The sequence below is a fragment of the Clostridium sp. AF35-15 genome (assembly GCF_003477745.1).
Taxonomy (GTDB): domain Bacteria; phylum Bacillota; class Clostridia; order Lachnospirales; family Lachnospiraceae; genus Otoolea; species Otoolea fessa.
In genome coordinates this window covers 152084-178814 of sequence record NZ_QUDY01000004.1, presented here as the reverse complement: position 1 = coordinate 178814, position 26731 = coordinate 152084, and the positions used below count along the sequence as shown (strand labels likewise).

General features: G+C 41.2%; 24 protein-coding genes. 22 read left to right on the top strand and 2 right to left on the bottom strand.

The genetic code is table 11. The features are described from left to right. Positions 1-154 precede the first annotated feature (154 nt). From DWZ76_RS06445 to guaA, 3 genes are all read left to right on the top strand, one after another. On the top strand, positions 155-958 hold the full coding sequence (locus DWZ76_RS06445; protein ID WP_182427373.1) for a formate/nitrite transporter family protein: 804 nt from the start codon (positions 155-157) through the stop codon (positions 956-958). 300 nt (positions 959-1258) lie between these two features. Further along, positions 1259-4111: an excinuclease ABC subunit UvrA gene (uvrA, locus tag DWZ76_RS06440; protein ID WP_118472205.1), complete on the top strand. Its 2853-nt coding sequence runs from the start codon at positions 1259-1261 to the stop codon at positions 4109-4111. A gap of 667 nt (positions 4112-4778) precedes the next feature. Next, a complete protein-coding gene (gene guaA, locus DWZ76_RS06435; RefSeq protein WP_117796206.1) occupies positions 4779-6320 on the top strand; it encodes a glutamine-hydrolyzing GMP synthase in 1542 nt (513 codons plus the stop codon). Positions 6321-6612: 292 nt separating this feature from the next. Here guaA and DWZ76_RS06430 read toward each other — a convergent pair whose 3' ends face one another. Beyond that, on the bottom strand, positions 6613-7143 hold the full coding sequence (locus DWZ76_RS06430; protein ID WP_009247529.1) for a helix-turn-helix transcriptional regulator: 531 nt from the start codon (positions 7141-7143) through the stop codon (positions 6613-6615). Between the two features lie 448 nt (positions 7144-7591). Here DWZ76_RS06430 and DWZ76_RS06425 point away from each other — a divergent pair, with 448 nt between their 5' ends. The 8 genes from DWZ76_RS06425 to DWZ76_RS06390 all read left to right on the top strand — a co-directional run bounded on the left by DWZ76_RS06425 (position 7592) and on the right by DWZ76_RS06390 (position 14820). Further along, the gene (locus tag DWZ76_RS06425) at positions 7592-7780 is read left to right on the top strand and encodes a transcriptional regulator (protein ID WP_009247528.1); all 189 of its coding nucleotides are present in this window, start codon (positions 7592-7594) and stop codon (positions 7778-7780) included. Then, positions 7781-8872 (top strand): site-specific integrase, encoded by a 1092-nt coding sequence (locus DWZ76_RS06420; RefSeq protein WP_009247527.1) that lies wholly within the window; start codon positions 7781-7783, stop codon positions 8870-8872. After that, positions 8862-9197: a hypothetical protein gene (locus tag DWZ76_RS06415; RefSeq protein ID WP_009247526.1), complete on the top strand. Its 336-nt coding sequence runs from the start codon at positions 8862-8864 to the stop codon at positions 9195-9197. Before DWZ76_RS06420 ends, DWZ76_RS06415 begins: the two co-directional genes overlap by 11 nt. Further along, the gene (locus DWZ76_RS06410; RefSeq protein WP_009247525.1) at positions 9187-10341 is read left to right on the top strand and encodes an AAA family ATPase; all 1155 of its coding nucleotides are present in this window, start codon (positions 9187-9189) and stop codon (positions 10339-10341) included. Before DWZ76_RS06415 ends, DWZ76_RS06410 begins: the two co-directional genes overlap by 11 nt. Positions 10342-10675: 334 nt before the next feature. Continuing rightward, positions 10676-11836 (top strand): plasmid recombination protein, encoded by a 1161-nt coding sequence (locus DWZ76_RS06405; RefSeq protein ID WP_009247524.1) that lies wholly within the window; start codon positions 10676-10678, stop codon positions 11834-11836. Positions 11837-11862: 26 nt separating this feature from the next. Next, the gene (locus DWZ76_RS06400) at positions 11863-12240 is read left to right on the top strand and encodes a TnpV protein (protein WP_009247523.1); all 378 of its coding nucleotides are present in this window, start codon (positions 11863-11865) and stop codon (positions 12238-12240) included. A 453-nt stretch (positions 12241-12693) separates the two neighbouring features. Further along, on the top strand, positions 12694-14238 hold the full coding sequence (locus DWZ76_RS06395) for an ATP-binding cassette domain-containing protein (RefSeq protein WP_009247522.1): 1545 nt from the start codon (positions 12694-12696) through the stop codon (positions 14236-14238). An 84-nt stretch (positions 14239-14322) separates the two neighbouring features. Continuing rightward, positions 14323-14820 (top strand): aminoglycoside nucleotidyltransferase, encoded by a 498-nt coding sequence (locus tag DWZ76_RS06390; RefSeq protein ID WP_009247521.1) that lies wholly within the window; start codon positions 14323-14325, stop codon positions 14818-14820. Positions 14821-15242: 422 nt separating this feature from the next. Here DWZ76_RS06390 and DWZ76_RS06385 read toward each other — a convergent pair whose 3' ends face one another. Then, entirely contained in the window at positions 15243-15767 is a 525-nt protein-coding gene (locus tag DWZ76_RS06385; protein WP_118472204.1) for a helix-turn-helix transcriptional regulator, read from the bottom strand. 233 nt (positions 15768-16000) lie between these two features. Between DWZ76_RS06385 and DWZ76_RS06380 the strand changes: the two genes are divergently transcribed. The 11 genes from DWZ76_RS06380 to DWZ76_RS06330 all read left to right on the top strand — a co-directional run bounded on the left by DWZ76_RS06380 (position 16001) and on the right by DWZ76_RS06330 (position 26720). Then, positions 16001-16183 carry a DNA-binding protein gene (locus DWZ76_RS06380; RefSeq protein ID WP_118472203.1) on the top strand — a complete coding sequence of 61 codons (183 nt, stop codon included), beginning with the start codon at positions 16001-16003 and terminating at the stop codon, positions 16181-16183. Positions 16184-16200: 17 nt separating this feature from the next. Beyond that, positions 16201-17301 (top strand): site-specific integrase, encoded by a 1101-nt coding sequence (locus tag DWZ76_RS06375; RefSeq protein WP_118472202.1) that lies wholly within the window; start codon positions 16201-16203, stop codon positions 17299-17301. Further along, a complete protein-coding gene (locus DWZ76_RS06370) occupies positions 17279-17602 on the top strand; it encodes a mobilization protein (protein ID WP_118472201.1) in 324 nt (107 codons plus the stop codon). Before DWZ76_RS06375 ends, DWZ76_RS06370 begins: the two co-directional genes overlap by 23 nt. Beyond that, complete coding sequence (locus DWZ76_RS06365) at positions 17599-18753, top strand: AAA family ATPase (protein WP_118472200.1); 1155 nt, start codon at positions 17599-17601, stop codon at positions 18751-18753. The genes DWZ76_RS06370 and DWZ76_RS06365 overlap by 4 nt, the downstream gene beginning before the upstream one ends. Positions 18754-18844: 91 nt before the next feature. Further along, a complete protein-coding gene (locus DWZ76_RS06360) occupies positions 18845-19087 on the top strand; it encodes a complexin-2 (protein ID WP_118472199.1) in 243 nt (80 codons plus the stop codon). A 131-nt stretch (positions 19088-19218) separates the two neighbouring features. Beyond that, entirely contained in the window at positions 19219-19446 is a 228-nt protein-coding gene (locus DWZ76_RS06355; RefSeq protein WP_118472198.1) for a DUF5348 domain-containing protein, read from the top strand. 356 nt (positions 19447-19802) lie between these two features. Then, entirely contained in the window at positions 19803-21323 is a 1521-nt protein-coding gene (locus DWZ76_RS06350; protein ID WP_182430793.1) for a MobA/MobL family protein, read from the top strand. A 12-nt stretch (positions 21324-21335) separates the two neighbouring features. Continuing rightward, positions 21336-21713, top strand: coding sequence for a TnpV protein (locus DWZ76_RS06345; RefSeq protein WP_118472197.1), 378 nt, complete (start codon positions 21336-21338; stop codon positions 21711-21713). Positions 21714-21870: 157 nt separating this feature from the next. Then, positions 21871-22113: a helix-turn-helix transcriptional regulator gene (locus DWZ76_RS06340; protein ID WP_118472196.1), complete on the top strand. Its 243-nt coding sequence runs from the start codon at positions 21871-21873 to the stop codon at positions 22111-22113. Next, complete coding sequence (locus tag DWZ76_RS06335; protein WP_182430791.1) at positions 22100-25114, top strand: N-6 DNA methylase; 3015 nt, start codon at positions 22100-22102, stop codon at positions 25112-25114. Before DWZ76_RS06340 ends, DWZ76_RS06335 begins: the two co-directional genes overlap by 14 nt. Beyond that, positions 25104-26720 (top strand): N-6 DNA methylase, encoded by a 1617-nt coding sequence (locus DWZ76_RS06330; protein ID WP_182430789.1) that lies wholly within the window; start codon positions 25104-25106, stop codon positions 26718-26720. Before DWZ76_RS06335 ends, DWZ76_RS06330 begins: the two co-directional genes overlap by 11 nt. The last annotated feature ends 11 nt before the right edge of the window (positions 26721-26731 follow it).

Below are 26731 nucleotides of genomic sequence, written 5' to 3'. Positions count from 1 at the left end.
ATAGAACAGAAAGATCGGACGAAAACCGTCTTTTTCTGTTTGAAATGGAAGGAAAGGTTATAAAACGATGTGGCAGGTTCGGAAATTCAGAAGATAAAAGGAAGAATTTGAAAAATGAATTTCGGACATAGAAAGGCTGATGGGAGGAAAATCTATGATTGCATCGAAACAGATTGCAGAAAATTATGTGGAGACGGGCAGAAAAAAGGCGGAACTTCCGGTGTCTCATATGCTGATACTCGGCTTTTTCGCCGGAATGTTCATCGCGCTGGCAGGCGCAGGGGCGTCGGTTGCCTCGGCAGCAATGACAAATGCCTCGGCATCGCGGATTGCTTCGGCACTCGTATTCCCGGCAGGATTGGCGCTGGTGGTCTGCACCGGGGCGGAACTTTTCACTGGGAACTGCCTGATGACGATCTCGGCGCTGCAGAAACGGATTTCCGTGGGCGGGCTGTTTAAAAATCTTCTGTTTGTCTATCTGGGAAATCTGATTGGCGCGATCTTTGTGGCGGTTTTATTTGTCTACGGGCATATTCCAAGCCTGTACGGTGGCGATCTGGCGCAGGTTCTTCTGAATACAGCCGTTTCCAAGGTGACCCTGACTCTGCCGGAGGTGCTGTGCCGTGCGATCCTCTGTAATGTGCTGGTTTGTATTGCAGTCTGGGCGGCGATGAGCTCCGAGCAGGTATCTGGCAAAATTCTGGCGCTTTATCCGCCGGTGGCGATTTTCATTCTCTGCGGCTTCGAGCATTGCATCGCCAATATGTTTTACATCCCGGCGGGGCTGATGATCATGGGCGAGTACGGTCTGGCAGCGGAAGGGCTGACGATCGGAACCTTTATTCTCAATAATCTGATTCCGGCTACGATCGGAAATATGATCGGCGGGATGCTGGTGATTGGAGGCGGGTACTGGCTGGTGTATCTTCGGGGAACGAAAAATCGTGAAATAAAATGAATGCGTGAAAAAATGAAATAGGGCGAAAGGGTATTTTTGTCTGGTCTCCATGTTAGGTTTGGAGTCGGGCGGAGGTGCCCTTTTTGTATTAGAATTGATGAAAAGTTTGACTTCTATTCCCAAGGAATATCTATGTTTAGCTGATTCAATTTTATCAAACAGAACAAATGTTTGCAAAGACTTTTGGAATGTGTTATACTAAGCATAATTACAGGGAAGACTGTGACTATAATGACTATAAAATAAGTCAGCAGCGACATGATAAAACAGAGCAGAGTCAATGATAATTGAGGTACAGATATGGCGAAGCAATATATAAAGATACGAGGTGCCAATGAGCACAATCTGAAAAACATTTCCATTGATATTCCGAGAAATGAGCTGGTTGTCCTGACCGGACTTTCTGGTTCGGGTAAATCATCTCTGGCATTTGACACGATCTATGCCGAAGGGCAGCGGCGGTATATGGAGTCCCTGTCGTCCTATGCGCGTCAGTTCTTAGGTCAGATGGAAAAGCCGGATGTCGAGAGCATCGAGGGCTTGTCTCCGGCGATCTCTATCGACCAGAAATCGACGAACCGGAATCCGCGTTCGACGGTCGGCACAGTGACGGAGATCTATGATTATATGCGTCTTTTGTACGCACGGATCGGTATTCCGCATTGCCCGAAGTGCGGTCGTGAGATCCGCCGCCAGACGGTCGATCAGATGGTTGACCAGATCATGGCGCTGCCGGAGCGCACAAAGATCCAGCTTCTTGCCCCGGTCGTACGCGGGCGGAAAGGACGCCACGAGAAAGTGCTGGAGCAGGCAAAGAAGAGCGGCTATGTCCGTGTGCGGGTGGACGGCAGCTTATACGAGCTTTCCGAGGAGATCACGCTGGATAAAAATATCAAGCACAATATTGAGATTGTGGTCGATCGCCTGGTGGTCAAGCCGGGGATTGAGAAACGCCTTTCGGATTCGATTGAAACGGTCATGGGTCTCTCCAATGGTCTGATGCTGACCGATACGGCGGTGCGGGATGAAAACGGCGAAGAAAAGCACGATACCCTGACGTTCAGCCAAAATTTTTCCTGCCCGGACTGCGGTATCAGCGTGGATGAGGTCGAGCCGCGCAGCTTCTCTTTCAACAACCCATTTGGTGCGTGCCCGGACTGCTTCGGTCTGGGATATAAGATGGAGTTTGACGAGGATCTGATGATTCCAGACAAGAGCCTGAGCATCAATCAGGGTGCGATCACGGCGATGGGATGGCAGTCCTGCACGGACAAAACGAGCTTTTCCGGCGCGATCTTAAATGCATTGGCAAAAGAATACGATTTCAGTCTGGATACCCCGTTTGAAGATTATCCGAAGGAGATCCATGATATTTTAATTTACGGAACCGGCGGCAAGGTTGTGAAGGTGTATTACCGTGGACAGCGTGGCGAGGGAATTTATGATATTGCCTTTGAGGGGTTGATTCAGAGCATGAACCGCAAATACCGTGAGACGTTCTCTGATTCAATGAAGGCGGAATATGAGACATTTATGCGGATCACGCCGTGTCCAGCCTGCAAGGGGCAGCGATTAAAGAAGGAATCTCTGGCAGTCACGGTTGGTGGGAAAAATATTTTCGAGGCGACCGATATGTCGATCGTCAAATTCCGCGAATTTATCGATGCGCTGGAGCTGACGCCGATGCAGCAGGCGATTGGTGCACCGATTTTGAAAGAAATTCGGGCGAGAATCAGCTTTCTTATCAATGTCGGTCTGGAATATCTTTCCCTGTCGCGTGCGACTGGCACGCTGTCCGGAGGCGAGGCGCAGCGAATCCGCCTGGCAACCCAGATCGGATCCGGTCTGGTCGGTGTGGCATATATTCTGGACGAGCCGAGTATCGGACTTCACCAGCGGGACAACGACAAGCTTCTGGATACCCTGAAACACCTGCGGGATCTGGGAAATTCAGTTCTGGTGGTTGAGCATGACGAGGATACGATGCGCGCGGCAGACTGTATCGTGGACATCGGTCCGGGCGCGGGCGAACACGGCGGCGAGGTCGTGGCGATCGGCACAGCGGAAGAGATCATGAAAAATGAAAAATCGATCACCGGCGCATATTTGAGCGGGCGCATTCAGATTCCGGTGCCGTCCGAGCGGAGAAAACCGGCCGGCTGGCTGACGGTGAAAGGCGCAGCGGAAAATAATCTTAAAAATATTGACGTCAAATTCCCGCTGGGCGTGATGACCTGCGTCACCGGCGTTTCCGGTTCGGGAAAGAGCTCACTTGTCAATGAGATTCTTTATAAAGCGTTGGCAAAGAAGCTGAACCGAGCACACACGATTCCGGGAAAACATAAATCCATCGAGGGCGTCGAGCAGCTTGATAAGATTATCGCGATCGACCAGTCTCCGATCGGGCGGACGCCGCGTTCCAATCCGGCAACCTATACGGGGGCATTTGATCTGATCCGGGATCTGTTTGCGGCATCTACGGATGCCAAGGCAAAAGGCTACAATAAAGGACGTTTCAGCTTCAATAAAAAAGGCGGGCGCTGTGAGGCGTGCTCCGGCGACGGCATCATCAAGATCGAGATGCATTTCCTGCCGGATATCTATGTGCCGTGTGAGGTCTGCGGCGGCAAGCGCTATAACCGGGAAACGCTGGAGGTCAAATATAAGGGGAAAAGCATCTATGATGTCCTCAATATGACGGTCGAGGAGGCGATGAAATTCTTCGAAAATGTGCCGTCCATACACCGGAAGATTGCGACACTCTACGATGTAGGACTTTCCTATATCCGTCTGGGACAGCCATCCACCGAGCTGTCCGGCGGCGAAGCCCAGCGAATCAAGCTGGCGACGGAGTTGAGCAAGCGTGGAACCGGCAAGACGATCTATATTCTGGACGAACCGACTACGGGACTTCATTTTGCCGACGTACACCGTCTGATTGAGATATTAAGACGTTTGTCGGATGGTGGAAATACCGTGGTTGTCATTGAGCATAACCTGGATGTCATCAAAACTGCTGACTACCTGATCGACATCGGACCGGAAGGCGGCGAGGGCGGCGGAACCGTGATTGCGAAAGGAACACCGGAAGAGGTGGCAGCGACGCCGGGATCGTATACGGGGAAGTATGTGAAGAAATATTTAAATGTTTAGGACAATAAGCGGGAATCCTCGGCAATTCAATTACCGAGATGAAAGCGCAGGGTGTGCATATCTGCACAATGCAAATAGTATAATAATTCTCATCCTTTGCTCTCAGTTGAGAAGCCCCCACCTCTTTAGGTGGCGAGTAATAACAAATTTGTCTCAGTGGGAGTTAGGTCTCCGATTGAGATAAACGCTCCGCGAGGATGCGCAGTGATTCTGCATAGAATATGCATTTTTACTTGCGGATAGGAATTTTCTGCACTGAAAATTCCGTACGATATCATACTGATAGCGGATTTTGCCGATGCTTCGCTGACCAGAATCACGCGCCAAGTCTCACGGATGTTCGACTTGAATTGAATCGAAAAGCATTTTTCTGGAAAAAGTGCCTGAAAATACCGTAAAAATGGCTTGTCTTTAATTGCCGGGTATTTTATAATAAAAGTTACAGGAATTGACAGGAAGAGAACGTGGTATAGCTGCTGAACAGATTGCGACGGTTATTTTTCGATTGGCGGCGATGGGGCTGGAACGGAGTGATTACCTGCGGCAGCAGTATGACTGTTACAGTTCACATGTTGTGCAAGCGTGTGACCATAAATCCTGGAAGTTGATTCGAAGCTACAAGTTGATGAAGTACGGATCGCAGCATAAAATTATAGGAGGAATACTCGTGGAGAAAGAGATGATCATTGTACTGGACTTTGGCGGACAGTACAATCAGTTGATTGCCAGAAGAGTAAGAGAGTGCAACGTATATTGTGAGGTTCATCCTTACACCCTGCCGCTGGAAAAAATCAAAGAGATGAACCCGAAGGGTATCATTTTCACCGGCGGACCGAACAGTGTATACAAGGAGGAATCTCCGAGATGTTCAAAGGAAATCTTTGATCTGGGAATCCCGGTACTGGGTATCTGCTATGGCGCACAGCTGATGTCCTACCTGTTAGGTGGCGAGGTTGCCACAGCACCGGTCAGTGAATACGGAAAGACTGAGGTAGAGGTAGACACAACATCTAAGCTGTATGAGGGTGTATCCCCGAAGACCATATGCTGGATGAGCCATACCGACTATATTTCCAAGATGCCGGAAGGTTTCCGTGTGACAGCCCATACTCCGGTCTGCCCGATTGCAGGTATGGAAAATGAAGAAAAAGGCTGGTACGGCATTCAGGCACATCCGGAGGTACTTCATACACAGGAAGGCTCCAAGATGCTGCATAACTTCGTATACAGTGTCTGCCATTGTGCAGGTGACTGGAAGATGGATGCGTTCGTAGAGAAATCCATCGAAGAAATCCGTAAAAAAGTAGGAAATGGTCGTGCCCTTCTGGCTCTGTCCGGCGGTGTAGACTCTTCCGTAGCAGGCGTCCTGATGGCGAAAGCGATCGGCGACCAGCTGACCTGCGTATTCGTCGATCACGGTCTGCTTCGTAAAAACGAGGGTGACGAGGTAGAGGCAGTATTTGGTCCGAACGGTCCGTACAAGCTGAACTTCATCCGTGTCAATGCACAGCAGCGTTTCTACGACAAGCTGGCAGGTGTAACCGATCCGGAGCGCAAGCGTAAGATCATCGGCGAAGAGTTCATCCGCGTATTTGAGGAAGAAGCAAAGAAGATTGGCAAAGTAGATTACTTCGTACAGGGTACGATTTACCCGGATGTAATTGAGTCCGGTCTTGGAAAATCCGCTGTTATCAAGTCCCACCACAACGTAGGCGGACTTCCGGAACACGTAGATTTCAAGGAGATCATCGAGCCGCTGCGTATGCTGTTTAAAGATGAGGTCCGCCGCGCCGGTCTGGAGCTTGGTATTCCGGAAAATCTGGTATACCGTCAGCCGTTCCCGGGTCCGGGACTTGGCGTTCGTATCATCGGTGAGGTAACCGCAGAGAAGGTACGCATCGTACAGGATGCAGACGCTATCTACCGCGAGGAGATCGCAAAAGCAGGTATCGACCGCACACTCGGTCAGTACTTTGCAGCCCTGACCAATATGCGTTCCGTAGGCTGCATGGGCGATGTCAGAACCTATGACTATGCCATCGCACTTCGTGCCGTCCTCACATCCGACTTCATGACCGCAGAATCCGCAGAACTTCCGTGGGAAGTACTTGGAAAAGTCACAAGCCGAATTGTCAATGAGGTAAAAGGTGTAAACCGCGTACTGTATGATTGTACGGGGAAACCGCCGGCTACGATTGAGTTTGAATAAATCGAGTTGCTTAAAAAAGCCAGTGTTTATGCGGGTTTCAGCGATTTCGATTAGTCTTTTGATAACAAATTGATAACAGTCATAGCAAGTGCCATTATTCTTGTTATCCAGTGGTTTATGGGTAACGGAACAATTAACAGGTGGCTTGCAGACTAAAGTTCGGAGCTTGGCTCTGAACAAATTCCATATTATAAACTAAGCCCTTAGCTGTGGTTAATAACCATAGTTAAGGGCTTTTTTGTCGTTGCCAAAGCATCTGTAGGGAGCTGCCAGTGGCAGGTCCTGTAGGTGCTTATTTATCTTTCAAGTGGTCTTTGAATGCTTCCACGAGAGCGTCACTTAATTCCTGTGATGGAACTTTTGCCCAACGCTGTGTGGTGTCGAACTCTGGATAATGGTAACGCCAGTTATCGTATTCTTCTCTGTTGATTTCTTCGGAAGATAGCTTGTCTGCCTGTTCTTTCCAAGCATACAGCATTTTGAGGAGTTCATATGCTTCTCTGCCTTTGTCCTTGTTGACCTTTAAGCATACCTCTCCGTCTGCTTCACTGACAGTAAGACCGTAAATATCTTCAAGGGTAAACAGAGTGTGCATAAGACCGATATAGCTGTCTATGTCAGGAACATCAAGAGCCTGTGGAGAAACATCAAGCACCTGTGCCAATGCATTTGTAAGGTCTGCTTTCGGTTTGCGTGTACCAGTTTCGTACTGTGCCAAACGCACATCAGCACTCTTTTCTGGAAAACCGATTGCTGTACCGAGATACTTTTGTGTCATACCACGCATTAGTCTGAAAAAATGTATTCTTTCGCTGATAGCCATAATGATACGCTCCTTTTATATTTAGTGAAATAAGTATAGCAGAAATGTTTAGTGGAAGTCAAGAAAAACCGAAACAAAAATGTTTAATATTTTCTTTGCAACCACTTGACAATAGCAAATATGTTTAGTAAAATAAATTACGAATTAAACAAATATGCTTAATGCGACAACTGAATGACCGTCCGAAAAGCCAAACCGCCAAGACCTCGTCGGAGCAAGTTCCGTATCGTTCGCTTGTGTGCAAGCACAAAAGCTCATTCGCTGCACTGCTCCTCCTCTTCCCCAAAAGTCTCCGACTTTTCGGGAACCCCTATACGAGCGAGCGCCTGATGTACTGCGGTGCATTGGGACAGCACAGCGCCTGCCGACAAGCAGGAGTGCCTGTTGGAACTTTAACACGGAGAAAGCGGCAAGCAAAAAATTATTTTAAGAAAGGAAGAAAAAGGATATGGAAAACAGATTTATCCGAGCCGAAGATGTGGCTCAGGAACTAAACGTATCAAAACCTTATGCATATAAACTCATCAGACAATTAAATGAGGAATTGAAAGCAAAGGGCTTTATTACGATTGCAGGGCGTGTAAATCGCCAGTATTTTTACGAAAGGCTCTACGGAGCAGGAAAGGGGGAAATGTAAATGCCGGTATTTAAGAATGAAGATAACGGTACTTGGTATGTGATGGCAAGGTATGTGAACTGGAAAGGGGAACGCAAGCAGAAATGCAAGCGTGGCTTTGCTACCAAACGAGAAGCACAGGAATGGGAAAGAATGTTCAAATTGCAGACTTCTTCAGACCTTGATATGAGTTTTGAAGCCTTTACGGAGCTTTATATCAATGATGTGAAGAACCGTTTGAAGGAAAACACGTGGCTTACCAAAGAGCATATCATACGCACAAAGATACTTCCGTATTTCGGGAAACTGAAAATCAGCGAGATTTCCACAAAGGAGATTATTACTTGGCAGAATGAAATGCTTGCCTATCGTGATGAGAAGAAAAAGCCTTATTCACAGACGTATCTGAAAACGCTGCACAATCAGTTGTCCGCCATTTTCAATCACGCTGTCCGCTACTATGAACTGCGTTCCAATCCTGCGGCAAAGGTGGGAAATATGGGACGTGAGGAACACAAGGAAATGCTGTTCTGGACAAAGGAAGAATACAAGAAATTCTCTTTTGAGATGATGGACAAGCCTGTTTCCTTTTATGCGTTTGAAATGCTTTACTGGTGCGGTATCCGAGAGGGCGAGCTGTTAGCTTTGACTCCGGCAGATTTCAACTTTGATAAGGAAACAGTCACAATCAATAAATCCTATCAGCGTTTGAAAGGGCAGGATGTGATTACTTCTCCGAAAACGAAAAAGAGCAACCGCACGATTAAAATGCCGAAGTTTCTGTGTGAGGAAATGAAAGAATATCTCGGTATGCTTTACGGATTGAAGAAGAAAGACCGTATCTTTACGGTGACGAAAAGCTATCTTCATCACGAGATGGACAGAGGGGCAAAGGCGGCAGGCGTGAAGCGTATCCGCATTCACGATCTCCGTCACAGCCACATTTCACTCTTGATTGATATGGGCTTTTCTGCGGTGGCGATTGCTGACCGAGTTGGTCACGAAAGTATTGATATTACTTATCAGTACGCACACCTCTTTCCGTCAAAGCAGATTGAGATGGCAGAAAAATTAGATGATTTAGGGAAAGGAGATTTTGAAAATGTCAGCTAAGAACAGAGATAACAAAAATCGTTGGAGGAATATCACAGTAGGGTTTCGAGTATCGCCCGAAGAAAACGAACTCATTAACAGAGCTGTAGCTCTATCAGGATTGCCAAAACAGGAGTATTGTTACCGCCGTTGCTTAAATCAGGATGTGGTGGTACAGGGCAATCCGAGAGTGTATAAGGCGTTGAAAACGGAATTTGCCACAGTCCTTGCGGAACTGAAAAGGATTGAAGCAGGAAAAGGTGTGGATGATGAACTGCTGAGTGTAATAGAACTGATTTCCATTATTCTCGGCGGTTTGAAAGGAGAGGATGCGAATGGAGAATAAAAAAGAAATGACTATTCCAAATGTATCTGCGGCAACAGATGCGGAACAGTCACTTTCCAAATGTACTGACAATAGTATAGTCAATCAGGATACGGATTTCAAGGGGTACGAGCAATCTTTTGAAGAAATGCAAAGGGAAATACTCAGACAGTTAGACCCTTCCTATCTGAAAACAGTATCAATGACAACGCTGTATGATACGGTGTTTGAGGTTCAGACACCACTTATCGACGGTCTGCTCCAAAGGGGAACTTACCTTTTCGTAGGTTCCCCGAAAGTGGGAAAGAGCTTTATGATGGCACAGCTTGCCTATCATATCAGCACAGGCACACCGCTTTGGGAGTATAAGGTGCGTAAGGCAACGGTGCTTTATTTTGCCCTTGAAGATGATTACCCACGTTTGCAGAAGCGATTGTTTCAGATGTTCGGTGCAAAGGAGACAGGCAATCTGTATTTCGCAACGGAATGTAAAACGGTCAATGGCGGACTGGAAGAACAGATAAGAGGGTTTATGAGGGAACACCCAGACACAGGCTTGATTATCATAGACACCTTAAAGCGTGTGCGTGAAGCAGGCGGAGCAGATTACAGCTACGCAAGTGATTATGATGTTGTGGCAAGGCTGAAAGCGTTGGCAGACAGTTACAAGGTTTCAATGCTTATTGTTCATCATACACGCAAACAAAAATCGGAAGATATATTCGATATGATTTCAGGCACGAATGGTCTGATGGGTGCGGCAGACGGTGCATTTGTTCTCAGTAAGGACAAGCGTACTTCCAACAATGCCACACTTGATGTTGCTGGCAGAGACCAGCAGGATATGAAAATCCATCTTGTAAGGGACAGCGAGCGATTGGTGTGGAACTTTGCAAAATCGGAAACGGAGATGTGGAAAGAACCGCCCGAACCTCTGCTTGAGAAGATAGCGGATACGCTCTTTTCGGAAAGTGACAGATGGGAAGGAACTGCTTCGGAACTTTGCGAAAGGCTTGCGGTGGATATAAAGCCGAATGTACTTTCTTTAAGGCTCAGTATCAACGCAAGCAGGCTGTTTCGTGATTACGGTATCCGTTATCAGAACAGCCGCACACACGACGGAAGAAAGGTTTCACTTTGGAAAGAAACCGAGCAGACGGCGTGACAAACGGTGTCAAAGGTGTCAATGTTTTTGAGAGCAGCACGCTGTGAAAAACATTGTCACCATCGTCACACTTTGACACCGGATAAAGTTTAGGGGAGTGTGCAGAGAGTGCCTTTTCAAAGGCGGCTCTTTGGTCTCGCCTGCTGGCTCGGTCGGTTCGCAGGCGTGTGTGCCACCGGCACACGCTCACCCCTCGGAGAGCCTTCGGAGAACGCAAAACCTGTTTACAGGTCGCATTTTTGATGGGTGTACCCGTCAAAAGTGCTTTTGCGTTACTTTTGACAAAAGTAACAAAACCTGAGAATGTTGAAATTTACAGATGGGAGATGAAAAAATGCAGAGAACGATAAGTGCAATGGTCGGTAAAGGCTCGGTCAATCACAATAGCCGAAAGTTCCGAGCAGAAAATGTAGACGGAACTCGTACTCATCTCAATATCGACTACTGCAATGAAAATATAAAGACAGTTTATCACGAATTGTTTGATGAAGCATTGGAAAGATACAATGCCAAGCAGATAAGGTCAGACCGAAAGATAAAAGATTATTATGAAAAAATCCGAAGTTCCAAGCAGGAAAAACCGTTCCACGAAATCATTTTACAGGTGGGCGGTAAGGGAAATATGAACGCCGATACGGAAAACGGAGAACTGGCAAAGCAGATTTTAGATGAATACTATCAGGGTTTTCAGGAGCGAAATCCACAGCTTCGGGTGTTCTCGGCTCATCTGCATATGGATGAAGCTACACCACATCTGCACATAGATTTTGTACCTTTTACCACAGGCAGCAAGCGTGGACTTGATACAAGAGTGTCACTAAAGCAGGCTCTTGCAACGCAAGGTTTTAAGGGCGGCAGTCGTGGCGATACGGAGTGGTCGCAATGGATACAGTCCGAAAAAGAACAGCTTGCGGCGGTGATGGAACGTTATGGGATTGAGTGGGAACATTTAGGCACACACGAAAAACATCTTTCTGTTTTGGATTATAAAAAGCAGGAAAGAGAAAAAGAAGTGGCGGCATTAGGTGCGAAAATCGAGCAGAAACAGATTGAATTTGATGTGTTGTCGGAACGAGTATTGAACTATGATAAGGCAAAAGACGAGCTGTCAAATCTTGAAATAGAGCTTGATACTGCACCGAAATATCAGTTGCCAGAACCAGAGAAATTTATGACTGCAAAGGCATATAAAACCAAAATGGCAGAGCCGGTTGTAAGGAAATTGAAGCAACTTGTCAAAACGGTGCTTGCCCGCTGCTTTGAGGGGTGGGACAACTATCATAGGCTGAATACAGCGAATGCACAGTTATACCGCACCAATCAGCGTTTGGAGAAAGTCAATGAAAGATTGACCGAAGAAAACAAAATCCTAAAAGCAGAAAATAAAGATTACAGCCTGCTCCGTAAGGTTTTTGGTCGCAAACAGATAGATGATTTGTTGGAGCAGGCAAGAACAGTTAAAGGTCGCAAGCGTGATAATACACGATCACGATAGACAAAAATCACAGGAGGAAAAGGAAAATGACAAAGACAATTTTTGAAGAAATGGGCGGAACTTATAGACAGGTGGGTGATTATTTATTGCCGAACATCACAGTACCAGCCGAAGAAGAAATAGAGCCGATTGGTTTATGGGGGAAACGACATGCAAGGCATTTAAAGGAACACTATAAAGTGTTATATATGAACCTGCTGACAAGCGGAAAGCTGCATAGTTATCTTGCAGAAGTCGATAAGCAAGCAGAGGATATGTTTCTTCGACTGGTAAAGGAATATGCCGACAGACAAGATGTGACGGAACAATTAAAGAAAGATAATCCCTACGAATGGATTGGAAGAATGAATAATATTCAGGCTTGTGTGAGGGAAGTTGTAGGAACGGAGTTGATTTACACATAAGCGTTTTACGGTATGGTGCTCCTGCGTTTGCTGGAGTGCTGTGGTTGTGGTTGTAAAGAGGTTGTGAAAGATTGAATTTCGTAATGGTTGGATGTATAATTAGGAAGTGAAAATTTTAATTTGCACTTCCATAAGGTGAAATGTATTGACACAAAAAATACAGTATGATAGTATTGCCATTAGAAGAAAGAAAGGCACATTTTGTGTAAGGTGAGGAAATGATTAATAGATAATTTGATTTAAGTAAGACACATATAGTTATTGAGCCTGTAGAGAATAGGTTTGTTTTGTGTACGCTTAAGTTGGATTATCGCAAGAGGCATTTCCTTTGTTTTCCTTTTGGAAAAGAAATAAGGGGCTATTTAGCGAGTCTATTTTTGCGTATGCAAAAAAGACTCGTTTTTGTGTGTTCAAAATAATAATTGGCTCAGACTTCGAAAAGGAGAAACTTTAATGTTGCAGATAAAAAAATTAAATTTAACACATAAAAAAGACCTGAGAATAATTCTTAATGATTTCAACCTTGTGCTAAATGATGGAGATAAGGCAGTTATTATTGGAGAAGAGGGAAATGGGAAATCGACATTAATGAAGTGGATATACAATCCGTCGCTTGTAGAAAACTATATAGAAGCAGATGGGGAAAGGATAATGGGACACGAACGTCTTGGTTATCTTCCGCAGGAGATGCTCGATGAAGATAAGGAAAAAACAATATACGAATATTTTTCTGAAGAGGAAATATTCTGGGAGAAAACGCCTAAAGAATTGTCTGTTATTGCGGGAAAATTTGGAATGAAAAATGATTTTTTCTACAGTAACCAGACAATGGGTAGTCTTTCAGGAGGCGAAAAAGTCAAGACACAACTTATGAGGCTTTTCATTCGCGATGTTTCTGTGCTGTTGTTGGACGAACCTTCCAATGACATCGACATTGCGACGCTTACATTACTGGAAAAAATCATAAATGACTGGAAGCACATTGTGCTTTTTATTTCACACGATGAAACGCTGATAGAGCGTACTGCCAACATGGTGATACATATCGAGCAGATTATACGAAAAACAAAGGCGAGATATACCGTGGCAAAGCTTCCCTATAGACGCTATGTGGAAGAACGGCTTCATAAATTTGAAATCCAAAAACAGCGGGCACTGAGTGACCGTAGGGAGAAAAAGATTCGCGATGAAAAATATCAAAGAGTTATGCAGAGTGTACAAGGTGCATTAAGAAGTTGTACCAGACAAGCACCGTCTGTTGCCAAAAACTTAAAGGACAAAATGCATACGGTTAAGGCAATGGAACGAAGATTTGAAAAAGAAGATGAAAATATGACTCAGATGCCGGAACAGGAAGAAGCAATCTTTGTCAAATTAGGGGATGAAAACTCACACATTCCCGCAGGAAAAACGGTCATAGAATATGAACTTTCAAAGCTTGTGACTCCGGATGGCAAAAGAATTTTAGCAGAAGGAATTCATTTAAAAATAAAAGGTTCAGAAAAAATCTGTATGATAGGAGCCAACGGGGCAGGAAAAACGACTCTTCTAAAAAAGATAGCGGAAGAACTCCTAAATCGGAATGACATTAAAGCAGAATATATGCCTCAAACTTATGAAGACCTGCTGGATTTGGATGTTACACCGGTTGATTACCTTGATAAAACAGGAGATAAAGAAGAGCGTACAAGAATTAGAACATACCTTGGTTCACTTAAATACACACCAGATGAAATGGAGCATCCGATTCGGGAGTTATCAGGCGGACAAAAGGCGAAAGTGCTTCTCTTGAGGATGAGCTTAAGTGGTGCAAATGTTCTTATTCTGGATGAACCGACAAGAAATTTTTCACCATTGTCCGGTCCGGTAATAAGAAAAATGCTCCGAGAATTTCCGGGGGCTGTCATTAGCATTTCTCACGATAGAAAGTATATTGAAGAGGTGTGCGATAAAATATATCAGCTAAATCCTAATGGATTACAGCTAATTGGTGATTGATAACAAAAAGGATGAAAGACTGACAAATTTCAGGCTTTTAGTGAGTTGGAAAGCATACAAAGATTTGAATTTGGAGGATAGATTATGGTACGTACAGAAGATGCATGTGAAATTATAAAATATGCTTTGCAAAACGAAATTAAAGTATATTTAGATGGCGGATGGGGTGTTGATGCACTTCTTAAAAGAGAATCAAGAATACACAATGATATTGATTTGTTTGTTGAACTGAAACATTATCATGATTATATTTATGTGATTAAGCAGCATGGATTTGAGGAAGTAAATACTGATTATACAACGGATGGTCATACTGTCTGGAAAGATGATAAACAAAGAATCATTGATTTACATTGTTTTGAATTTACAGATGACGGAATTGTTTATGAGGGAGATATATTTCCATCAAAAACTTTTTCCGGTATTGGAAAAGTTGGAGATATAACTGTTTCTTGTATTGAACCATTGAGTCAGGTAATGCTTCATTTGGGATATGAACACGATAAAAATGATGTGCATGATGTGATGCTGTTGTGTGAAACATTTCAAATAGCAATACCAGATGAATATAAGGAAAAGTAAAATTTCAGTTTTGTGTTGAATCTCTAAGCAAAATAGCTTATAATTTGACATGCTACATATAGTTATTATCCACAGTTATCGAGTAGGTGTTATCAATGCCGATAACAAAATGATAACATTAGCTCGTATAGGCAGGATAATATGGATATATCAAATAATCAAAAGAACGAGAAACATTACAGAGAATAATTCCTAAACAAAAAGCGTTAGTCTTTGTAGAGTTTGAATAGTCCACACAGTCACGAGAAACCAGTATTTATGCGGGTTGCAAGCAAATTTGCTTAGTGATTGGCAACAAAATGGCAACATTTTGTAATTATTCAAAAGATATAAATTTTATTTCATAACGTATATAAAGAAACCTTACTGATTTTCAGAAGTAAAAAAACTGAATATCGGTAAGGTTTTTCTAGTCTCTTCTTTTATTTTTCTTTTTTAGTCAATTCTTTTACGAGGTAATTACTCAGCTCCTGAGATGGTACCTTGGCACGTTTCTGGTAAGTATCCAGTTCCGGGTACTTATATCTCCATTCATCATATTCTTCCTTGCTGATTTCACCGTTTTCCAGTTTGTCAGCTTGTTCCATCCATGCACGAAACATTTCATCGACAGATGAGCCGGGAGCAGATATGGAAGAGTCAAGGCAGAGATGAGGTTGTCCATCTACATTTTTTACCTTCAGATCATACATATCTTCCAGTGCAAATAGTGTATGCATCAGACCTATATGGGTATCAATATCGGGCACGGTTAAAGCATGTGTGTTGACACCAAAGATCTGAGACATTTGTTTTACAAGATCAATCTTAGGAACTCTGGCTTCAGATTCATACTGAGCCATGCGGACATCTGAGGTTTTTCCCATGAATCCCAGTTGTTCTCCGAGTTGCTTTTGTGTCATGCCGATGCGGTTACGAAAATATTTGATACGTTGTCCGATTGCCATTTTTGTTTGCCTCCTTATAGTAGTCATTCGTGTTGTCATAATTAATTGTGATAGAAAATAAAACAATTCTGTTTAGGTTCAGTATAGCATGAGCACTTTCGGATAGCAAGAAGAACTTAAACAAAAAAATTTAATATTCTCATAAAATCACTTGACTTAAATTAAAATGTTTAGTATTATGCGAATGCAATAGCTTAAACAAATTACGTTAATATAGAGAGGAGAGATGCGATGTGACGAACAGAACTTTTATGACAGTAGAAGAAGTTGCAGCGGATCTGGGAGTTTCCAAGTCTTATGCTTATAAGATTGTCAAACAGTTAAATGATGAATTACAGAAGCTGGGTTATCTTACGGTAGCTGGCAGAGTAAACACCAATTATTTCCGCAAAAAAGTATGTTACAGCGAAGTGTAAGAGAGAGGAGAATTTGTATGAGTATTTACAAAGATAATGCCACTGGAAAGTGGCGAGTGGTCTATCGTTATACTGATTGGACAGGGGAAACACACCAGTCGTCGAAAAGAGGATTTCCTACAAAACGAGAAGCACAGATGTGGGAACGAGAGCTACTGCTGAAGAAAGAAGCCAAACTGGATATGACCTTCGAAAGCTTTTACGAGATTTATGTGGAGGATATGCAAAATCGAATTCGTGATAACACCTGGGGAACGAAGACAAATATTGCCAGAACTAAAATTCTTCCTTATTTCGGAAAGCGTAAGATGGGGGAAATTGAGCCAAGAGATATTATTGTATGGCAGAATGAACTGCTAGCGATCCGTCAGCCAAATGGAAAACCGTATTCCGCTGCTTATCTGCAGAAAATTCACAGTCAGTTAAGTGCTATTTTCAATCATGCAGTAAATTTTTATCATCTTCCATCTAATCCGGCACAGAAAGCCGGAAATATGGGAAAAGAGGAACACAGGGAAATGCTGTTCTGGACAAAAGAAGAATATCTGAAATTTGCAGATGTCATGATGGATAAGCCTGTTTCCTATTATGCGTTTGAAATACTTTATTGGTGTGGGCTTCGCATGGGCGAGTTATTAGCAATTACACCAGCAGATTTCAATTTTGAAACGCATACACTACGGATTAACAAGTCCTATCAGAGACTGCATCGGGAAGATGTGATTACACCGCCAAAGACATTAAAAAGTAATCGAACCATTAAGATGCCACAGTTTTTGTGTGATGAGATGCAGGATTATCTGAAAATGCTGTATGAGCCGAAAGAGGACGAACGGATTTTCACAATTTCCAAATCTTATCTGCATCATGAAATGAACAGAGGCTCAAAAATATCTGGGGTGAAACGAATTCGAGTGCATGACTTGAGACATTCCCATGTATCGTTATTAATCAATATGGGATTTACGGTATTAGCAATCGCAGACCGAATGGGACATGAGAGCATTGATATCACTTACCGATATGCACATCTGTTTCCAAGTGAGCAGACACAGATGGCAGAACAGCTGGATATTGAAAGGATGGAAAAATCAAATGGAGAAAAATCTGGACAGTAAAGGAAGATGGAGAAACAAAATCGTAGCATTCCGGGTATTACCGGTAGAAGCAGAGCAGATTGATGCATGTGTCCGGTTGTCAGGACTCAGCAAGCAGGAGTATATCACAAAACGATTAACTGATCGGGAAATTGTGGTACAGGGAAATCCAAGAGTGTATAAAGCATTGCGAAATCAGATGGCAGAGATTTATGACGAGCTGAAACATCTGGAAAAGTGCAGTGATGAGAATGAGGAATTGCTGAGTACCCTGCGATTGTTTGCAGAAATCTTAAACGGAGTGAAAGGGGAAAAGGAATGACAGCAAAAGAAAAAATGACTGTTCCGGTAACATCTGTTGGCGCAGATGTGGAACAGCCATCAAGTAATAAATTAACTAACCAAAGTATAGCAGATTTGCCCGGTAAGGGCAATCTGCAAGCCACAAATAATGCGGAAAATACAGCAAAATCAGTAAATAAAAGGAATCCGGATGAACTGGAAACAGTTTCTATGATGGAATTGTATGATACGGCATATCCGCCAAAGCTGCCAATCGTAGATGGACTTTTGTATAACGGAACGTATCTGTTTGTAGGTTTACCGAAAATTGGAAAATCTTTCTTTATGGCACAGATTGGGTATCACATTAGTAAAGGAATTCCATTGTGGGGATTTTCGGTGAGACAGGGAACGGTTCTGTATCTGGCACTGGAAGACGATTATGCAAGGTTGCAGAAACGATTATCACAGATGTTCGGAATGGAAGGCAGTGAGAACTTTTATTTTGCTACAAAGTCCAAATCATTAAATGCCGGATTGGAACAACAGCTTGTGCAGTTTGTAACAGAGCATAAGGACGCAAGGCTCATTATTATTGATACGCTTCAAAAAGTCCGGGAGGTTGGTGGAGATAAATTCAGCTACGCCAGCAACTATGAGATTGTGACGAAGCTGAAAGCATTCAGTGACCATTATGGAATCTGCTTTCTGGTGGTGCATCACACAAGAAAAATGGAATCCTCAGACAGCTTTGATATGATTTCCGGTACGAATGGACTGCTGGGAGCGGCGGATGGAGCATTCGTCATGCAGAAAGAAAAACGGACAGATAACAAGGCAGTTTTGGAGGTGGCAGGAAGAGACCAACAGGATCAGAAGCTGTACTTGAATTTTAATCGAGAAAGATGCGTCTGGGAATTAACTAAAACAGAAACAGAACTTTGGAAAGAACCAGAAGATCCATTGCTTGAAAAAATCAAAGAACTGGTAACAGACGAACAGCCGGAATGGACGGGAACAGCAACGGAACTGGTAAAACTTCTGCAGGTAGAGATGCAGCCTAACGCATTATCAAGAAAATTGAATGTCAGCCTGGAACGACTGCTTCTGGAATATGGAATCCAGTATAAAACAGAGCGAGGACATGATGGAAGAAAAATCAGACTGACTTTTGTAGGAACAACAGCGTGACGATATGTGACGGTTGTGACGGTATTTTAGATAGCGTGTCGGTAGTGAAAATATCGTCACTATCGTCACGACCGTCACGGAAAGGAAAAATATGGAGAAAAAAACGCAGGTACAGATACCAAAAGATTTGCTGTTAGCTCTGTTTCAGTACCATCTTGCCGGAAATGAAGATTATTTACCGGAAATTGAAAAAGCATTGATGGAAAAGCTGGACAGCATGGTAAAACGAGAGCTTTATACAACTTTTAAAACAGCAGCAACAGAGGAAGAACGGGAAAAGGCAAGGCAGGAATATTTGGATAAATGCGGAGTACCGGAGAGTTTTCGCTGGTAACAATTCTGCTTGATTACTTTATAACAGGAGCGTGACACGCACCTGTAGATAGCAGACAAGGAGAAGTCTGGAATGTGAAGTCGAAAGTGTGTTGGAAACCCGGAAAATGATGGATAAAGGAGAACGATGCAATGAGAGAAGGAAGATTAGGATATAACTGTGAAAATGGTAGATATGGATTACTGGTAATGGATTTGTGGATTGATACAGGATTTCATTGCGGAGAATGTATGGAAGTACTGGTGGACGACCAGTGGGTACAGACAAGAATGGAAATGAATCTGGCGAGAGAATGGTATCTGGTAGGAACACCATACTGCGGAGATCTGGAATATATTCGGGCAAGAATACCAGATTAAATCTGACAGGGAAATAGAAGAAAGCGAAATAGATAATCTGTTGTCAGAAAGAAAAAATAGCCCGGATACGGGCATAAAAACTGGGCGGATACGCCCAAGATGAAAAGCATAAGCCGGACAGTAGTTGTTACAGGCAGTATTTATCAAAGCCCTCGGCGCTTGAGAGCGAAATACACCCATCGCACAAAAATGTGTTTTATGCTCAAGGGTATTTCGCCCTGCCGGGAGCTAAAATGCCGGATACGGCAATAAGTTCGTAAACGAATGCCTGAGCATCCACTCACAAAAAATATAGCAGAATTTACTTTGCCGGAGACAAGGAGGGAGTGCCTATCGGAAGAAACTCATTTATTCAAATGACAAAACTAAGCAATGTAAAAGGCAGGATCACTTATATATCCAGTCATGCAAAACAGGAAAACCTTTATGCGGTTTATGAAACCACAGAACGGAAATTCTGGCGGGAACTTGCAAAATGTAATCAGGAAGAATTTGCAAAAAGTGGAACAGAAGGAAAATGTATTGAGGCAAGAGAATTGATCATTGCTTTGCCAGAGAGTTTTACAGAATATCAGCCGGACAGACTGCTGCAGCTTTTTACAAATCATTTTAAACAGAATTATGGAGCGGAGTGTATCGCTGCTTTGCACCACAATAAAAGAAAGACCAATTATCACATTCATTTGATATTTGCAGAACGGAGGCTATTGGATGAACCAATCATTAAGACTGCCAGTAGAAATATGTTTTATGATGAAAATGGAAAACATGTCCGAACCAAGAAAGAAATATTAGGAGAAGACGGAGAAATCCGGGAAGGCTGTCACATTGTAAAGAAGGGCGAGATTTATGAGAAGAAGTTGTTTACAGTTAAAGATGAACGGTTTAAAAGCAATTCTTTCCTGGATGAAGTGAAGCGTTCCTATACTGATCTGATTAATCTTTATATGAAAGATGAAAACCAGAAGCTGCAGGTATTTCAACGTGGCAGTGTTTATCTTGCAACAAAGAAAATTGGAAAGTGTAATCCTAAGGCATCGGAAATCGAAGCGAATAATCGGAAACGCCAGGAATGGAATCGGGCAGTTGATATGGCACTGATCAGTGGCATTCCAGAACCACAGATTATGGAAGTGAAACAAAAAAGGATTTCAGAACCAATCAAGAGTGCAATTTCCCGGAAAGGAAGAAAACCAAACTTATTTGCAAAAGTTGTTACGATGGCGATTGAGGCATTGGAACTGATGATAGAAAGCGTACTTGTGAAAAAGTATAAGGAATCATTGGAACAGAAAGAAGAATTACAGAAAACAGATGTTTCTGAAATGCGGACCGTAATGCCAGAAACAGGGCGAACAGAAGCAGAAATTAACGAGCCAGTGGAAAGATTGCCAGAACCGAAACAGCCGGAAATGACAAGAATGGCATCAAAATATCCGAGATTCTATAAGATTTACAATGAACTGGAACAGCAGAATAATGCAATTTATAAGAAAGAGAAACAGCGTTCTGCAAAGAAAAAAGAACTGTCTGAGATCAAAGGCTGGTTTAAAGGAAGAAAGAAAAAAGAATTACAGGAAGAAATTGACGATCTGACAAGCCAGATCAGGAACATGAAAGATTATCTTCCGAAGATTGTACAGAAAGTCGGCTATAGAAATGTACAGGAATTTCTGAAAGACTTCAAAACTGCAAAGCCCGAGTATAGTCAGTATCAGAAGGCAATCGCACAATGGAAACAGGAAACCGGAAAAGAGCCAGAGCCACAGCCACATGGTGTCAGGGAAAAGCTGGCAGCAAACAGAAAGAAAATAGAGCAGGAACAGAAAAACATGCAACGCACCCGAAGCCAGAGTAAGGACCTAGGGGCAAGATAGGAGGACAAAATCATGGAGAAACACATTATGGGAGAAAACGGAATCAGCTATACTTTGGGAGAGGACGGTCTGTATTATCCAGACCTGTACCTCCCGGAGGAGACGGAGTATCCGATTGGGAAGTATGGAATGTTACGAAGGACGTATTTAAAAGGACATCGGAAAGGGCTGTATCTGGAGCTGGTACTTGCCGGAAAACTGAATGAGCATCTACACCAGATTGATGAGGAGTGTCATCAGATGATGGACAGGTTGGTGGAGCAGATGAAAGAAGAACAGGGAGTAACAGAAGAATTGAAGATGCAGGATCAGATGGCATGGGTTGGGAGAATGAATAATATCTGGGCTTGTGCGGAGGAAATTGTACTTCATGAAATAATAGTAAATTAAACCGCTGGTTAAATATTATGATATAATCTGAAAAAATAGATTTTATATCTAAAAAAATAGATATAGAATCTATTTTTATGCAAGCGATGTTGACGAAAAGATAAAACAATGATATACTAAACAGAACATACATTCGGAAGAAAACATGAGGTGCGAGATGGCTATTTCATATAATGGACTATGGAAAATTCTGATTGATAACGGAATGAAAAAAGGGGATTTGAAGCGAAGAACAGGAATTAGTAATGGAACTATTGCTAAAATGACTAATGGTGAAGCAGTGACTTTAACTGTTTTGGAAAAGATATGTAATGAGTTAAATTGTGATATTGGTGATTTAGTTGAAATTGATACTTTCAATGTGAAAAAAGCAAAGGAGAAAAAGGATGCAAAAAGATAGATTGCTTAAACTGGTAGAAGCTTATCAGGAACACTTTAAACAATACAATAGACCAGATTACAATGAGACAGAAGTTCGTAATGATTTTGTAAATCCTTTTTTTGAAATATTAGGGTGGGATGTACAAAATAAAAAGAATTTGCCGCAGCATTTAAGAGAAGTAAAACATGAGGCATCTGTATTTGTAGAGGAAAACGGAAAACAAGTAAAAAAGAAGCCGGATTATGAATTTCATGTAGGTTCTACACCATATTTTTTTCTGGAAACTAAAAAGCCTAATGTAGATATCATGACAAGCAAAGAAGCGGCATTTCAAACTAGACGGTACGGCTGGAATGGAAATCTAGAAATATCTGTATTGTCGAATTTTACAGATTTGGTTATCTATGATACATCAGTAAGACCGAACGAGAATGATAAACCTTCAGTTGCCCAGATTGCTCATTTCCATTTTACAGAATATGTAGATAAATTTGATGAGATATCTAGGTTGCTTTCATATGAGACGGTGGTTTCGGGAGCTTTTGAAAGAACATTTGCGAATATATCCAGTTCGCTAAAGAAGGAACCATTTGATAAATATTTTTTATCACAAATAAAGGTATGGAGATTGGTATTAAGTGAGGATATTTTTGAAAATAATCCGACGATTAATCAGGAAACATTAAATATTTTCGTTCAGAAATTGATTAATCGAATTGTATTTTTAAGAATATGTGAAGATCGAGAATTAGAAAAATATGAAAGCCTTAAAAATATAGGTACATATGTGGAGTTGAAAAAAGTATTTGCGGCGGCAGATAAAAAGTATGACTCTGGACTATTTGAATTGATTGATGGGGAACAATTTGAAATATCTGATAGTGTACTTGTGGATATCTTTAAAGAATTGTACTATCCAAATAGTTGTTATGAGTTTAGCATAGTCGATCCATTTATTATTGGCCAAATTTATGAATTATTTTTGGAAGAAGAAATAGTAATAAAAGAAAAAACAGTAGTTGCAGAAAGAAAACCAGAAATTGTAGATTCACAAGGAGTGGTAAACACGCCCAAGAATGTTGCAGATATTATTGTTAAAACGACTTTGAATCCGCTGTTTACAAATGAAAAATTTACGGAATGGGGAAATTATAGAATAGTAGATATTTGTTGTGGATCTGGAAACTTTTTACTTGCCGCATATGAATTTATTATAAATCGTTATGTTGAATATTATATGAAAAATGATTTGGAAACAGCTATACAAAGGGGAATACTTATTCGTGACACGGCAAATAATTTTAAGTTGTCGTATGAACAGAAGAGAACGATTTTACAGAAAAACATATGGGGAGTAGATATTGATATTTTGGCTGTGGAGGTTGCAAAATTTAGTTTGCTTATTAAACTTATTGAAGAAAGCTCTTTATATGAAATGGAATGTTTTGTAAAAAATAATGGTTGCAGAATTCTTCCGAGTCTAGATAACAATATTAAAAATGGTAATAGCCTTGTAGATGAAAAGTATATGCAATATAATCAGGATTTGTTAGAGGATCCGGAATTGGTTGAAAAAATTAAAATTTTCAATTGGGAAACGGAGTTTGCAGGGAAAAAATTTGATGCAATTGTTGGAAATCCGCCATATATTCGAGTACAGAATATGGTGCACTTTTCTGAAAACGAGTATGAGTATTATAAATCTGAATTTTCAGAGTATGAAACGGCAAGAACAGATTTATTGGACAAGTATTTTTTATTCCTTGAAAAGGGATTGACACTATTAAAAGCGAATGGAAAAATGGGATATATAATTCCGCATAAATTTATGCTTATTAAATCGGGCAGTTCCTTGCGGAAAATGCTATCAGAGATGAAATGTGTTAAACAAATTATTCATTTTGGTACAGAGCAGGTTTTTAAAGGAAGAAGTACATACACTTGTCTTTTGTTTGTTGAAAAAAAAGAACGGAAATCATTTGAAATTGGTTTTGTCAAAGATATTAATAGGTTTTATGCAACAGGAGCAGTTGACATGCAAGAATACCCTATTGAATATCTTGGGGTAGCACCATGGACTTTTTTATCAAATGAGATAGTGCAAACTTTAGAAAAAAAGAAAGAATATTGTCAGCCGCTGGAATCTTTAGTTGATATTTTTGTCGGTTTACAAACAAGTGCAGATCCAATATATATTATTGAACCAAAAGAAGAAAAAGAAGGGATTATAAAATTTATTGATTGTAGAGGAAGAGAGTGGCAAATTGAATCGGCAATTACTAAACCATGCATTTATGATTTGCAACTAGAGAAATATGCCCAAATTAATGAAAATAGACGAATTATTTTTCCTTATTATCAGAAGGAAAAGAAACAAGTATTATATTCCATGGATGAAATGAAACAATTGTTTCCTAAGACATTGGAATATTTAGATTCCTTTAAAGAAGAATTATGTAAACGTAGCATTAACAATATGTCGGAGAATAATTGGTATCAATTTGGTAGGAGCCAAAGTTTAAAGAGGTTTGTAAAGGGTGATCATTTAGTTTGGTCAGTTTTAGCAACTCAGGGAAATTATGTATATGATGCCAGAACAATTTGCTTTACTGGTGGAGGGAATGGACCATTTTATGGATTAGAAAAGAAAGATGATACAAGAGAATCCTTGTTTTACATTCAAGCAGTATTGAATTATTGGATGATAGAAATGGTAGTAAAGAGTAAAGCAAGTAAATTTCGAGGGGACTATTATTCTCATGGAAAACAGTTTGTTGCACAGTTACCAATCTATAGAATAAACTTTGATGATTTAAATGAAGTGAAACTTCATGATGAGATAGTTGATACCGTTAAGAAGCTTATGGAATTAAAAAATAAAAGAGACGAACAGCATACAAAACTTCAAAAAGAAACGTATAAGAGATTGATTCAAATAGAAGATAAAAAATTAGATGGATTAATTTCAAAATTATATGGAGCTGAGAATTGTAGACGAGAGGATTTAGATGAAGAGTAAAAAAAGTTTTGATAAGTTGCGTGGGGGATATTACACCCCACAGGCTATTACAGAATTTATTTGTAAGTGGATAATAAGTAAGAATACCAAGAAAGTGTTAGAACCAAGTTGCGGCGATGGAAATTTTTTAAAAGCTATAGTAGAAAGAAGAGAGAAACTTAATTTAAATTTAGATATTACAGGAGTAGAATTGTGCCTTGAAGAAGCAAGGAAAGCGATGAAATATGGTACGAATGTAGAATGCCAGGATTTTTTTGCATTTTATAGAGATAAGGTTGTTGGAAAAAGGAACTATGATGCAATTGTAGGGAATCCCCCATTCATTCGGTACCAAGATTTTGATGAAAAATCCAGAGAAATTGCATTCTCTTATATGAAAGAAAATGGATTTCATCCGACAAAATTAACTAATATTTGGTTGCCTTTTTTGGTTTTATCATGTTTAGCGTTAAGTGAAAATGGAAGATTAGGAATGGTTATTCCAGCAGAGCTCTTTCAAGTAAATTACGCAGGAGAAACGAGAGAATTTTTAGCACAATATTTTGACAGACTAACATTAATTACTTTTCAGAAATTGGTTTTTGAAGAGATTCAACAAGAAGTGATTTTGTTATTAGGAGAGAAAAAGTCTGAGGATAAGGGAATTCAAGTAATTGAATTAACTGATTTAGATGACTTAAAAGAACTAGACCTTAATAATTTTTATAATTATGAAATGAAAGAGCTTAATCATAGTACAGAAAAATGGATTAAATACTATTTGACAAATCGAGAAATAAATTTAATTAGAAGATTGAGGGAAAGTGAAAAAATACCGTTTACAACAGAATTGTTTGAAATAAATGTAGGCTTAGTAAGCGGAGAAAATTCGTTCTTTTTGTTAAATAGAAACACAGTTGATGAGTATCAGCTTGCTAATTCAACTCGTATGGTCATTGGAAGAACGGAGCAATTAAAAGGGGTTATTTTGTCAGAACGAGATTTCAAGGCATTGATCGAAAACGGAAAAAAAGTGTACATGTTTATGCCTAAAAATTTGCCTTTTTCAGAGCTTAGTAAAGAAGAACAAGAGTATATTAATTATGGCGAAGAACAAGGATACAATAAAGGATATAAATGTCGCATAAGAAAAAATTGGTATTGTGTTCCACAATCGTGGGAGCCGGATGCCTTCATTTTAAGGCAGGTTAATCGTTATCCGCGAATTATATTAAATCATGTAAATGCTGTGAGCACAGATACAATTCACAAAGTGCGTTTCTTAGATGGAGTTAATCCTGAGTTTGTAGCAGCGGCTTTCTTAAATTCTTTTACATTGGCATTGGCGGAAATTACTGGGAGAAGCTATGGTGGTGGTGTTCTAACATTTGAACCAGGAGAGATACGTCAATTAAAAATTCCAATGAAGAATGCAGAAAAATTAGATGTTACTAAAATTGATAAATTAATTCGGGATGACAAAATAGAGGAAGTACTTGATTATACAGATCGGATTTTGTTGATTGAAGGATTGGGATTAACAGAATTTGAAGTTACTACATTAAGAAATATATGGATTAAGTTGAGTGAGCGTCGGATTGGAAGAAAAGAAAGAAGAATTTCGTGAAAAAATTGTAA